Raw genomic sequence first — 11,604 nt, forward strand, 5'->3', positions numbered from 1 at the left:
ACTCGGCCTAGCGCGGCTTCCCTACCATGGAAGGCATGCTGGACGACGTCCTCCGCCCCATCCACGGGGGCACCGACGAGGGCCCCGAGCCCCTCTACGACTTCTCCACCAACGCCAACGCCCTAGGCCCCAACCCCGTGGCCCTGGCCTACCTCCGCCGGGCCGACCCGAGCCGCTACCCCGACCCCCTCTACCGCAGGCTGCGGAAGGCCCTGGCCGAGGCCCACGGGGTGGCCCCGGAGCAGGTGGCCGTGGGCACGGGGACGAGCGAGCTCATCCACCGCCTGGCCCGCTGGACCTACCTGCGGGGGCCCATCCTCCTCCTCCCCCCCACCTTCAGCGAGTACGCCCGGGCCGCCCGGGCCCTGGACCTCCCCTTGTGGGAGGCGGAAAGCCCCGAGGCCTTCCTGGAACTCCTGCCCAAAAGTTCCCTGGCCTTCCTCTGCGTGCCCAACAACCCCACGGGGGAGGTCTACCCCTTTTTGGAGGAGGTGGCGAGGCGGGCGGGCGGGGCCCTGGTCCTGGACCTGGCCTACTACGACCTCATGGAATCCCCTCCGCCCCTCCCCCAAAAGGCCTTCCGCCTCTATAGCCCCAACAAGGCCCACGGCCTCACGGGGGTCAGGGCGGGGTACCTCCTGGCCCCCCTGGACCTCACCCACTTCCAGAACCTGGCGCCGAGCTGGCCCCTTTCCGTCTACGGAGAGGCCCTCCTCCAAGCCCACCTGGACCCGGAGGCCCGGGCCTGGCTGGAGAAGAGCAAAAGGGAGCTTTTCCGCTTGAGGCGCCTCCTCGCCGAGGGGCTTAGGGAGCTTGGCCTAAGGGTGCGGGAAAGCCCCGCCAACTTCCTCCTGGTGCGGGTGGGAAGGGCCACGGAGGTGGCGAGGGCCCTTAGGGAAAAGGGCATACGGGTACGGGATGCCACAAGCTTCGGCCTCCCCGAGTGGCTCAGGCTTTCCGCCCAGAAGGAGGAGGCCATAAGGGCCCTCCTCCTCGCCCTGGAGGAGGTCCTGGCGGGTAAACTCAGGACATGAGCCCGGAGCTCGCCCGCTACCTGGAGGAAGCGGTGAGGCGCCTGCAGAAAGCCCTGGACCTCGAGGCCCTCTACCTCTTCGGCTCCCACGCCCGGGGGACGGCAGACCGGAGGTCGGATCTGGACCTCCTGGTGGTGGCCCGCACCGCCCTTCCTCCCCTTGAGCGCATCGGGCTCGTCCTGGAGCTCCTAAGGGACGCCCCCCTCCCCGTGGAGGCCATCGTCCTCACCCCTGAGGAGTTCCAAGAACGCCGGGACCTCCCCTTCCTCCAGGGGGTCCTACGGGAGGCGAAACCGCTTTATGAGCGTGGAAAAGCGCCGGCTTGAGGCCCACCGCTGGCTCGCCCAGGCCTGGGACGACTGGGAGGCGGGAAAGGCCCTCCTGGAGAAGGGCAAGCACGCCCAGGCCGCCTTCCTCGCCCAGCAGGCCGGGGAAAAAGCCCTGAAGGCCCTCTGGATCGCCCTGGGCCTGGACCCCTGGGGCCACAGCCTCGCCCGGCTCCTCCGGGACCTCCCGCCGGAGGAAGCCTCCGCCTTCCATCCCCTTCTGCCCCAAGCCCTGGCTCTGGACAAGCTCTACATCCCCACCCGCTACCCCGACGCCCTCCCGGGGCTCACGCCCAAGGAGGCGTACACGGAGGGGGAGGCCAGGAAGGCCCTGGAGGACGCCCAGACCATCCTGAAGGCCGTGGAGGTGCGCCTTGGCCAGGGCTAAGGCCCTCATCGTCTGGGGCACGGGAAGCGGGGTGGGGAAAAGCCTCTTCGCCGCAGGGCTTCTCCGCCACTTCAAAAGGCTTGGCCTAAGGGCCGCCCCCTTCAAGGCCCAGAACATGGCGAACCACGCCCGGGTGGTCCGGGGCGGGGAGGTGGCGAGCGCCCAGTGGCTCCAGGCCCTGGCGGCGGGGGTAGAGCCCGAGGTGCGCATGAACCCCGTCCTGGTGAAGCCCTTCGGGGAAAGGGGCGCCCAGGTGGTGGTGTGGGGGAAGGTGGACCCCTTCCTCTCGGGGCTTCCCTGGAAGGAAAGGAGGCCCCACCTCGAGGCCCCCATTCGCGAGGCCCTGGAAGGCCTCCTCGCCAAATACGACCTCCTGGTGCTGGAGGGGGCGGGAAGCCCGGTGGAGCGGAACCTCTGGCCCGACCTGCCGAACCTAAGCGTGGCCGAGTGGGCGGACGCTAGGGCCCTCCTGGTGGCCGACGTGGACCAGGGCGGGGCCCTGGGGGCGCTCTACGGCACCTGGGCCCTTTTGGGGGAGCACCGGAGGAGGCTCCTCGGCTTCGCCTTCAACAAGTTCCGGGGGGACCTGGAGCTCCTGAAGCCCGCCTACGGCCTCCTGGAGGGCTGGACCGGCCTCCCCGTCCTCGGCACCCTCCCCCTCCTTCCCCTCGCCCTCCCCGAGGAGGACGGGTTCCGCTACCGCCAGCCCGCCGGGAATGGCCCCAAGGTGGCCATCCTCCGCTACCCCCACGCCGCCAACCTGGACGAGTTCTGGCCTCTCTCCGAGCTCGCCCGCCCGGTCCACGCCACCTCCCCCGAGGAGGCGGAAGGGGCGGACCTCCTCGTCCTCCCGGGAAGCCGCCTCCCAGCGCGGGACCTCCCCTGGCTTCGCGCCTTCCTTCCCCTGATTCAAAGGCACCTGGAGGCGGGCAAGCCCGTCCTCGCCGTCTGCGGCGGGGCGGAGATGCTTTCCGAAGCCCTCGTGGACGAGGAGGGGGTAGAGGAAAGAGGCCAGTTCCCGGGCCTCGGCCTCCTCCCCTACCGGGTGCGGATGGCGCGGGAGAAGACGGTGGAAAGGAGGCGGGTAAGGCTTCAGGGGCTTTCCGGGTACTGGGGGAGGCTAAATGGCCTCGAGGTGGAGGGGTACGAGATCCACCACGGCCAGGGCCTCCCCCTCGTCCACCAGGAAGGCCCCCTCCTCGCCACCTGGCTCCACGGCCTCCTGGAAAACCCTGGGGTGCAGAAGGCCCTCTTTGGCCGGGAGGCGAAGGGCCTGGAGGAGGCCCTGGACCTCCTGGCGGACGCCCTGGAAGCCCACCTGGACCTAGGGGCCCTCCACCGGGCCCTGGGGCTTAGGGGGAGGTCCTTCCCCGCAGCAAGCCCCCTTGGGGCCCCCACCGAGGCGAAAGCTTCGGCAGGGTACCTGGACCCGCCCCCGCCCCCTGGCCTCCTCCTCCTCCTGGGCGGGGCAAGGAGCGGGAAAAGCCGCTTCGCCCAGAGGCTCGCCGGGCCCTTCGCCACCCTGATCGCCACCGCCGAGGCCCGGGACGAGGAGATGGCGGAGAGGATCCGCCGCCACCGGGAGGAGCGCCCCCCCACCTGGGAGACCCTGGAGGAGCCCCTAGACCTTCCGGGGGCCCTGCAGAAGGCCCGCCACCCCACCGTGGTGGTGGACTGCCTCACCCTCTGGGTCTCCAACCTGATGGAAAGGGGCCTGGACCCCCTGGAGGAGGCACAGCGCTTCCTAAGCGCGGTGGAGGAAAGCGGCAAGCGGGTCATCGCTGTCTCCAACGAGGTGGGGATGGGGATCGTCCCGGCCAATCCCCTCGCCCGCCGCTACCGGGACCTCCTGGGCCAGGTGAACGCCCTTTTGGCCGAGGCGGCCCAGGAGGCCTACCTCCTGGTGGCGAGGCAGCCCCTGCCCTTGAAGCCTGGGCGGGCCAAAACCTAAAGATCCCCCGTAAGCTTTCAGCGCACCTGGAAGAAGGTTATGGACTCAAGGTTGTAACGGGTAAAGGGGTTATCGCTCTCCCGAACTGCCGCCAGATAGTGGTACTTGAGAACCCCGGCGGCGTCGAAAGCGATCAGCTCCACGCTCCCCGAAGTGAATGCCCGCCCTCCCGTCCCGCCGACGCGCGCATACCCTTCCTCGGGCTGGCCGTCTCCGTCAGGATCGTCCTGGTATCGCCCGGCCAGGTATAGGGCGCCGCTTGGAGGAAACTCCGGGGAAGGCGGGGGAAACAGCACCATGAGGTAGGGTTTCCTCGGATTTAAGGGGCAAAACTGTCCATCCATGGCAGGCATTCCTTTGGCATCCAGGATCTCGCAGTTGGGTGTCACCCAGTAGGTGGTCACCGGGGTGCCCCCTTTATCGTAGGTGATCCCTTTGTAAATCCCGTGGGAGGTGCGCTCCAGGGTGTAAAGCAACCTGGGAGCGAGGCGCTCTTCTTTGAGGATTTGTCCCGTACCCGGGTCCCGTTCCCGTGACACACCTCCCCGAATCTCTACCCGATAAGCAGAGCGGGTAAGCACGGCCTTGCCGGGAGCCGGATAGCCAGCGGAAGCCGCTGCGGTACAGAACATAAAGCTCATAGGGTCCATGCGGGGGCTCGAGGGGCCTCCACAGGTTGCGGCCGCCACTTGGGTTAAGCAGGCAGCGTAAGCTTGGCCCGCCCGGGTAAGGTTATCTTGGGAAAGGTACCCTTGGCAATAGGCGTGGGCTCGCTGCCGAACCGCCTCGTAAGGACCAAAATCCGGCGGGTAGAAAACCTGCTGGGCCAAGGCGTATAGGCCCAGGGCCAAGGCCAAGGGTTTTAAAAGAGCCTCAGACGCCTTCTTCACCCATTCCCCCCTTTGTCTTAGCCAGCTTTTCGAACTCCGGGTCCAAGGGGTTGTACCGCCCCCCGCCTCCCCTTAGGCGCACCAGGTCGTGGGGAAAGGATAGGAGCCACCAGAGGGCAAAGCCCGACCCCAGGGCGAAAAGGGCGATGCCCAAGCCCTCGGCCAAGGAGAGGAGGGAAAACCCCACCCCCGCCAGGGCCAGGGCACCGTAGATCTTGAGGAAGTGCCGCCGGTAGACGCCGAGGGCCCACCGGTGGACCCCCTCGGCCTCCCGGGGAGGGTAGAGGCCCCCCAGGAACCAGACCCGCCCCCGCTGGCCCAGGAGGTGGTCCTCCAGCCCCTCCACCTGCCGCCAGTCCACCCCCAGGTGGGCCAAGGCCTCGTCCTAGCCGGGAAGCCCCAGGAAAAGGGGAAGCCTTTCCCCGCCGAAGTCCAACCAGAGCCGCCCCCATAGGGGGTCGAGCCCCACCGCCCTCAGGGCCTCCCTGGGGTAAAGCCTTCCCCCGTGGCGGAGGCCCTCGGGCTCCAGGGCGAGGGCGTAAGCAGTGCGGCGGAGGTGGAGGGCGAAAGCCCCAAGGAGAAGAGCCCCCAGGAGGAGGCCCCAAAGCTCCCGCGCCCAAAGCCCAAAGGCCAGGAGGAAAGCCCCGAGAAGCAGGGCCCACCAAAGCCGAAAGCGCGTCCACGCAGGAAAGGTCAGCTCCTTCACAGCGCCCCCTACTCCCACCCGATCCAGGCCGCGAAGGCCCGGAGGCTTGCCTCAAAGAGGTCCAGGAAGGCCCTTATGGCCTCGTCCGCCACCCCGCCCGCGAGGTCCAGGTCCGCCTCCAGGACTGGGTCCCCGTCCTCGTCCAGGTAGGCCCGGGAAAAGCGCCTCTTCTGGTTCCACTCGTTGACCCGCTCCAAGCTGGGGGGATCGCCCATGGTAAACCCCGCGTAGAGCTGGAGGCTCTCGCACCGCCCTTTCTGGCAGTCCAGGAGGTAAAGGACGGCTTTAAGCCCCGCAAGCCGCAAGCGGAAGTAGACCTCCCCCTTCTCCTCCACCCGCTCGTACCGGTAGGACCAGGCCTTGAGGAGGGGCTCCATCTCCTGGGGGGTGACCCCCGTGCGCACCCCTTGGCCCAGGGCCGGGGCCAACAGGAAAAGCCAGGCCAAAGCCAGGCGCATCACCGCACCTCCTTGAGGGCGTAGCGCACGCAGGGGTTGGCCTTTTTGTTGGGATCGCAGTAGACGTAGTAGGCGAGCCACCCGTCCTGCCGGTAGGCGAACTCCAGGCGCATCTCCTGGTCCTGGTAGCGGTAGACCACCAGGCCCCCCCGGCTTTCCCGGGAAAGCTTCAGGCCCCCCACCTCGCCTCGCCCGGTGTGCCACACCGGAGGCAGGAGGACGTCCTCGCCCTCCTGGAGGCCGAGGGCGTCCAAAAGGTAGGTTTCCTCCTCCTCCCCCTCGGCGTCCGCCACCACCTCCGTCACCTGCCACCGCCCCGGCCCCTTGGGCACGATGCGGTAGCGGAGGCCGCCCACGGCCACAGCGAAGCGGTTGCCGTCCCCCACCTCCTTGCCGTAGCGGAGCTCCACCGGGCGGTCGGCAGGGGGGGTGAAGGCGGGACGCGGCCCCTGGGCCACGCCGTTCCCCGAAGAGGGAGATGGCGGAAAAGGCGAAGGTTGCGGGGGCAACGGGCCGTAGCCTCCCCCGTCCCCACCCGGCCCCGGGGGAAAGGGAGAAGGAGAAGGCGGAAAAGGCGAAGGTTGGAAGGGCCCCGGGGCCTGCACCCCCACGAGCTGGACCTGGCCGAGAAGGGCCTGGTAGGTTCCCTGAAACTGGGGAAAGACCTGTGCGGGGGCGGTGAGCTGGAGGCCGTAGACCCGCCCTCCCTCCACGGTGTACACCGCCACGTCCAGGAAGGCCTGGCCCTGGAAGTTCACCTGAGTGTAGACCCCGAGGGCGGGCCGGCCCCCGAGGTTCAGGCCCGAGAGGGGCTGGCGGGAAACCTGGGCTCCCTGGGCCCGAAGCTGGGCGTCCAGCTGAACCAGGCGCTGGAGGTTCTGCTGGTGGAAGGCCTGCAGGTCCCCCTGGAAGGGGTGGGAGATGGCGTAAAGCTCAGCTCCCGAGGGGTGGAAGAAGATCGCCACCATCCCCCCCTCGTAGGGCATCTCCTGCGCCCTCTGGAACCCCGCCGGAACGGGGAAGCGCATCCCCAGAGATGGGTTCTGGTAGATCTCCTGCGGAGGCCCTTGCCCCATGGGCCCCGTCAGGGGGCCCAACTGGGCCAGGGCAACCGCCATCAAGCCGCCAACCGCTACGCCTATCCTCCTCACGGAACACCTCCCCTAGGGCGCGAACCCAGGCCGCCTTCATGGGTCCTTCCTCCTTGGCCACCCGGCTGGGCGGAGAGGTCAGGGCCTGCGCCCCGCCCTCTACCTTCCATGGTGGTCCGGGGGGCTTACAGATTCCTTAACGGGCGCCCCGGGCCTCAGCGCCGCCGGAGGAGGGTGAGGCCCAAGAGGGCCAGGAGGGTGGTGTAGAGGAGGAGGCTGGCCACGGCGCTCGCCGCCCGGAAGTCCTCCCTAAGGCTCTGGAAGAGGAGCAGGGGCAGGGTTACGGTGCCGAACCCCGCCACCATGCTGGTGACCTCGAACTCCCCCATGGAGATGGCGAAGGCCACCAGGCTCCCCGAGAGGACCGCAGGCAGGAGGTTGGGCAGGAGGACGTGGCGTAGCCGCGCCCAAAGCCCCGCCCCCGAGGCCTGGGCCGCCTCCATGAGAAGGCGGACCTCGAGGCCCGAAAGGCCGGCGTAGACCGTGCGGAAGAAGAAGGGGAAGCCCAAAGCGGCGTGGCCGAAGACCACGATCCAGAAGGTGCCGGAAAGGGCCAGGGGCGGGCGGTTGAAGGCGAGGAGGAAGCCCAGCCCCACCACGAGGGGCGGTACCAGCAGGGGAAGGACCTGGAGAAGCCGCCTCAGCCCCTCCCCCACCCTCCCCGTCCAGGTGTGGGCCACATAGGCCGTGGGCACCCCCACCAAGACGTTGAGGGCCACCGCCAGAAGGGCCACGCGCAGGGAGAGGAGGGCCCCTTCCAGATACTTGGGGTCGGTGAAGACCTTGCGGTACCAGGCCAGGGTGAGGCCCTCGGGCAAGAGGCCCAGCCACACCTGGCTGAAGGAGTAGACCACCGGGGCCAGCATGGGCAGGACCAGGTAAAGGAGGAAGAGACCAAAGAGGAGCCACCCTAGGGTCCTCACCGCCGCCACCTCCTTTCCCAAAGGGCGAGGAGGTAGAGGCCCACCCCGGTGGTGGCCATGAGGACCACCGCCAAGGCGGCGGCCTGGGGGAGGTCAAAGGTGCTCTCGGCCACCAGGCTGTAGATTTGCAAGGAAAAGAGGTTCTTCGCGAAGCCGGTGAGGGCCAAGGCGGTGCCGAAGGCCCCCATCATCCCGGCAAAGACGATGGCGCTTCCCGCCAGAACGCCGGGCATGAGGTTGGGGAAGAGGACCCGCACCCAGGCCTGGAAGGGCGTGGCCCCCGAGGCCCGGGCCGCCTCCAGGAGCTCCCTCCCCAGGCTTTCCAGAAGGGGCATGAGGGCCAGGGCGAAGAGGGGGACGTTGTAAAAGGGGAAGACCAAAAGGAGCCCGGTCCAGGTGTAGAGGTCAAAGCGGGGAAGGCCAAGGGCGTTAAGGAACTGGTTCACCACCCCGTTACGCCCCAGAAGCACGATGAAACCAAAGGCCACCACCAGCCCGGAGAGGGAGACGGGGATGGCGTAGAGGGAAAGGAGAAAGCGCTTGGGCCTGAGGGGCAGCCCGCTCGTCCAGTAGGCCACGAAGACCCCGCCAAGGGCGGCAAGGAGGGTGGAGGCGGTGGCGAAGAGGAGGGAGTTGCGCCAGGCCTCGAGGTAGGCGGGGGCGGTGAGGGCCTTGAGGTAGCGGGCAAGGGTGAGGCCCTCCGGAGAGGAAAGGCTCCGCTCCAGGATGGCCCATAGGGGATGGGCGAAGAAGAGGGCCAGAAAAAGAAGCCCCGGGAGAATCAGGAAGCGTTCGCTGCGCATGAGAGAAGGGGGGCGGGGAAGCCCCGCCCCCAAGGGGCTTAACGGATGGTTTCCCCGTAGTACTTCTGCAGGGCCTCGGAGACCGCCTCCTCTTTCCTGTAGTCCACGAACTTCACCTTGGTGTAGGCGCTCTTGGGCGGGAACTTGGCCGCCACCTCCTTGGGAAGCTCCACGTCGGGGCGGATGGGGGAAACGAAGGTCTTGGCGAAGAGGCTCTGGCCGTACTTGGAGAAGATGAACTCCAGGAAGAGCTTAGCGGTGTTGGGGTGGGGGGCGTTGCGGGCGGCCACGATGCCCCCGCCGTTGGCCAGGGTGCCGTCCTGAGGGATCACCACCTCCGTGGGGAAGGGGAAGCGCTCCTTCCAGGCCAGAAGGTTGTAGTCGTAGTTGATGAAGATGCCCACCTCCCCCCGCTCAAACTTGGCCGTGGTCACCTTGGGCTCCACCGCCCCGATGACCCCCAGCTTGTGGAGGCGGGCGAAGAAGTCCACCCCGGCCTTGTAGTTGTAGGGGTCCCCCGTGAGGGCGTAGGCCGCGGCCATGATGGTGGCCACCCCGGTGCCCGTGGCCCGCGGGTCCTGGTACTGGATGAGGCCCTTGTACTCAGGGTTTTCCAGGTCCTTCCAGGTCCTGGGCACCTTCTTCACCAGGCGGGTGTTCACGATCCAGCCCAGGGTGCCCTTGTAGCCCGCGTACCAGGCGGAACCCTCCTTCCCCTCCCCCTTTTGCCCCTCCGGGAGGGCGGCCCAGGAGGTAACCCGGTAGGGCAGGGTGAGCCCCTCCTCGGCCAGGGTCATGGCGAAGGCGGGCTTGAGGTCGGCGATGTCGTTCTTGCTGGCCTTTTCCTCCCGCATCCTGGCCAGGACCACGGCGCTTCCCATGTCGATGTCCTGCTGGCGGATGCCGAAGAGGCGCTGGAACTCGGCGAAGATCTCCCCGTAGTTGGCCCAGTCGTTGGGCATGCCGTAGGAGTTGATGACCCCGCCCTCGGTCTTGGCCTTGGCCGCCAGATCCCGGATGTAGGCGTTGTCCAGCTCCGGGGGAAGCTTCGCCCCGGCCTGGGCCAGGCTGCCGAGCCCCTTCAGGCCGAGGCCCAAAGCCAAAAGCGCCGGAAGGACCGCCAGATACCGCGTCCAAACCCTTGCCTTCATGCTTCCTCACCTCCTGTTGCCTCGGGGACAAGCCCCGCTGAGGCCAAGCTCCGGTGCACTTCCAGGTACTCCTCCACGCTCCTCGGGGGGAGCTCCACTAAGAGGGTGCAGGGGCGGCCCCGGAAGGGGGCCATCTCCTCGAGGCGGGGGGGCAGGTGGAGGTCGTAACGGCCGTCGTTGGTGTGGGCGTGGACGTGGACGAGCCTCCCCCCGAGCACCTCCAAAAACCCCTCCGGGGCCTCCCCTGCCATGCGGGCGTGGCCCAGGTCCAGGCAGAAGTAGAGGTCCGGGACCTCCAGGAAGCGGGCCATCTCCCCTGGGGTGCGGGGGATCTCCTGAGGAGCGGGGAGGTTTTCCAAGACGAGGCGCACCCCCAGGTCCAGGGCGAGCCGGGTAAGGCGGGCGAAGGACTCCAGGGCCCGCTCCATAGCCTCCTCCCTTAGCCTCCTCTCCGCCTCCCTCAGGGCCTCGTGGGCCGGGGAGAGGCCGGGAGAGGGGTAGTCCGTCCAGGGTATGTTCCCCGCATGGAGGTTCAAAAGCTCCGCCCCCATGCGGGCGGCCCGGGCCAGGTCCTCCTCCAAGATCCGCAGGGAAGCCTGGCGGATGGCGGGCTCCGGGGAGGCAGGGTAAACGTCCAGGTAGCGGGCGTGGAGGGTGAGGCGGAAGCCCATGGCGCGGGCCTCGAGGGCTGCTCCCTCCAGGGCCTCCGCCGCGCTCCCCGGGACCTCTATGAAGGCGTAGCGTCCCCTTAGCCTCCTGGCGTACGCTAGGAAGCCCTCGGGTTCCTTGGGGGGACGGAAGCCTAAGGTCATGCCTCCTCCCCCACAAAAGGCGCAGCCTCAGGTAGGGCCAGGCCCACCTGCGCTCCCATCTCCGGCGCCCCCTCCGGGGAGGTGTCCACCTTAAGGAAGAGGCCCTCCGCCTCCACCTCCAGGCGCACCAGGTTCCCCAAGTAGGTGGCGAGGACCACCCGCCCCTCCAGAAACCCCTCCTGGGAAACCCGGAGGGCCTCCGGCCGCAGGAGAAGGTACCCCCTCCCCTCCCCCTCCACCCGCACGGGCCAGGGGCGGCCCCGGTGGAAAACCCCGCCTCGAGCCTCCCCCGGCACCAGGGTCCCCTGGCCCACGAAGCGGGCCACGAAGGGCGTCCGGGGGCGCCCATAGATACCCTGGGGGGTGTCCACCTGCTCTACCCGCCCCTCCCGCATCACGGCGATGCGGTCGGAAAGGGCCAGGGCCTCCTCCTGGTCGTGGGTGACATAGAGGGCGGTGAGACCCGTTTCCCGTTGCAGGCGCTTGAGTTCCCCCCTCAACTCCTCCCGGATCTTGGCATCCAGGGCGGAGAGGGGCTCGTCCAGGAGAAGGACCTTGGGCTCCCGGGCCAGGGCCCGGGCCAGGGCCACCCGCTGCTGTTGCCCCCCGGAAAGCTCCTTGGGGTAGCGGCCCTCCAGCCCCGTGAGATGGACCATCTCCAGGAGCTCTAGAACCCGTCTCTTCACCCTTTCCTCCGGGATGCGCTTAAGCCGCATGGGAAAGGCCACGTTGCCGTAGACCGTCATGTTAGGGAAGAGGGCGTAGCTTTGGAAGACCATGCCGATGGGCCGCCGCTCGGGGGGCAGGTGGTCCACCCGCTCCCCGGAAAGCCACACCTCCCCCCCGTCGGGCCGCTCAAACCCCGCCACCAGGCGCAGGGTGGTGGTCTTGCCGCAGCCCGAGGGCCCAAGGAGGCTGAAGAACTCCCCTTCCTGGACCCGAAGGCTCACCCGGTCCACGGCCAAGACCCGTCCGTAGCGCTTGCTCACCGTCCGTAGCTCCACCACGGGA

General features: G+C 68.5%; 14 protein-coding genes. 4 read left to right on the plus strand and 10 right to left on the minus strand.

All coding sequences use genetic code 11. The features are described from left to right. The first annotated feature begins 35 nt into the window (after positions 1–35). The 4 genes from ACY5J6_RS05995 to ACY5J6_RS06010 are packed head-to-tail and all read left to right on the plus strand — an operon-like array spanning position 36 to position 3,699. The gene (locus ACY5J6_RS05995; RefSeq protein ID WP_462846448.1) at positions 36–1,034 is read left to right on the plus strand and encodes a pyridoxal phosphate-dependent aminotransferase; all 999 of its coding nucleotides are present in this window, start codon (positions 36–38) and stop codon (positions 1,032–1,034) included. After that, a complete protein-coding gene (locus tag ACY5J6_RS06000; RefSeq protein ID WP_462846449.1) occupies positions 1,031–1,360 on the plus strand; it encodes a nucleotidyltransferase domain-containing protein in 330 nt (109 codons plus the stop codon). Before ACY5J6_RS05995 ends, ACY5J6_RS06000 begins: the two co-directional genes overlap by 4 nt. Next, complete coding sequence (locus tag ACY5J6_RS06005; RefSeq protein ID WP_462846450.1) at positions 1,335–1,748, plus strand: HEPN domain-containing protein; 414 nt, start codon at positions 1,335–1,337, stop codon at positions 1,746–1,748. The genes ACY5J6_RS06000 and ACY5J6_RS06005 overlap by 26 nt, the downstream gene beginning before the upstream one ends. Beyond that, positions 1,735–3,699 carry a cobyric acid synthase gene (locus ACY5J6_RS06010; RefSeq protein WP_462846451.1) on the plus strand — a complete coding sequence of 655 codons (1,965 nt, stop codon included), beginning with the start codon at positions 1,735–1,737 and terminating at the stop codon, positions 3,697–3,699. Before ACY5J6_RS06005 ends, ACY5J6_RS06010 begins: the two co-directional genes overlap by 14 nt. A 17-nt stretch (positions 3,700–3,716) precedes the next feature. Here ACY5J6_RS06010 and ACY5J6_RS06015 read toward each other — a convergent pair whose 3' ends face one another. The 10 genes from ACY5J6_RS06015 to ACY5J6_RS06060 form a co-directional block, all read right to left on the minus strand. Then, complete coding sequence (locus ACY5J6_RS06015; protein WP_462846452.1) at positions 3,717–4,340, minus strand: hypothetical protein; 624 nt, start codon at positions 4,338–4,340, stop codon at positions 3,717–3,719. Positions 4,341–4,572: 232 nt separating this feature from the next. Beyond that, on the minus strand, positions 4,573–4,965 hold the full coding sequence (locus ACY5J6_RS06020) for a hypothetical protein (protein ID WP_462846454.1): 393 nt from the start codon (positions 4,963–4,965) through the stop codon (positions 4,573–4,575). Positions 4,966–4,974: 9 nt separating this feature from the next. After that, entirely contained in the window at positions 4,975–5,295 is a 321-nt protein-coding gene (locus ACY5J6_RS06025) for a hypothetical protein (RefSeq protein ID WP_462846455.1), read from the minus strand. Positions 5,296–5,303: 8 nt separating this feature from the next. Continuing rightward, complete coding sequence (locus ACY5J6_RS06030; RefSeq protein ID WP_462846456.1) at positions 5,304–5,753, minus strand: YbjN domain-containing protein; 450 nt, start codon at positions 5,751–5,753, stop codon at positions 5,304–5,306. Next, positions 5,753–6,871 carry a hypothetical protein gene (locus tag ACY5J6_RS06035; RefSeq protein WP_462846457.1) on the minus strand — a complete coding sequence of 373 codons (1,119 nt, stop codon included), beginning with the start codon at positions 6,869–6,871 and terminating at the stop codon, positions 5,753–5,755. The genes ACY5J6_RS06030 and ACY5J6_RS06035 overlap by 1 nt, the downstream gene beginning before the upstream one ends. 188 nt (positions 6,872–7,059) lie before the next feature. Then, the gene (locus ACY5J6_RS06040) at positions 7,060–7,827 is read right to left on the minus strand and encodes an ABC transporter permease (RefSeq protein WP_462846458.1); all 768 of its coding nucleotides are present in this window, start codon (positions 7,825–7,827) and stop codon (positions 7,060–7,062) included. Continuing rightward, positions 7,824–8,630 carry an ABC transporter permease gene (locus ACY5J6_RS06045; protein WP_462846459.1) on the minus strand — a complete coding sequence of 269 codons (807 nt, stop codon included), beginning with the start codon at positions 8,628–8,630 and terminating at the stop codon, positions 7,824–7,826. The genes ACY5J6_RS06040 and ACY5J6_RS06045 overlap by 4 nt, the downstream gene beginning before the upstream one ends. Before the next feature lie 38 nt (positions 8,631–8,668). Then, entirely contained in the window at positions 8,669–9,781 is a 1,113-nt protein-coding gene (locus ACY5J6_RS06050) for an extracellular solute-binding protein (RefSeq protein ID WP_462846460.1), read from the minus strand. Beyond that, positions 9,778–10,593, minus strand: a complete 816-nt coding sequence (locus ACY5J6_RS06055; RefSeq protein WP_462846461.1) for a sugar phosphate isomerase/epimerase family protein — start codon at positions 10,591–10,593, stop codon at positions 9,778–9,780. The genes ACY5J6_RS06050 and ACY5J6_RS06055 overlap by 4 nt, the downstream gene beginning before the upstream one ends. Next, entirely contained in the window at positions 10,590–11,600 is a 1,011-nt protein-coding gene (locus ACY5J6_RS06060) for an ABC transporter ATP-binding protein (protein ID WP_462846462.1), read from the minus strand. Before ACY5J6_RS06060 ends, ACY5J6_RS06055 begins: the two co-directional genes overlap by 4 nt. Positions 11,601–11,604 lie beyond the last annotated feature (4 nt).

The sequence above is a fragment of the Thermus sp. H19.2 genome (assembly GCF_054979525.1).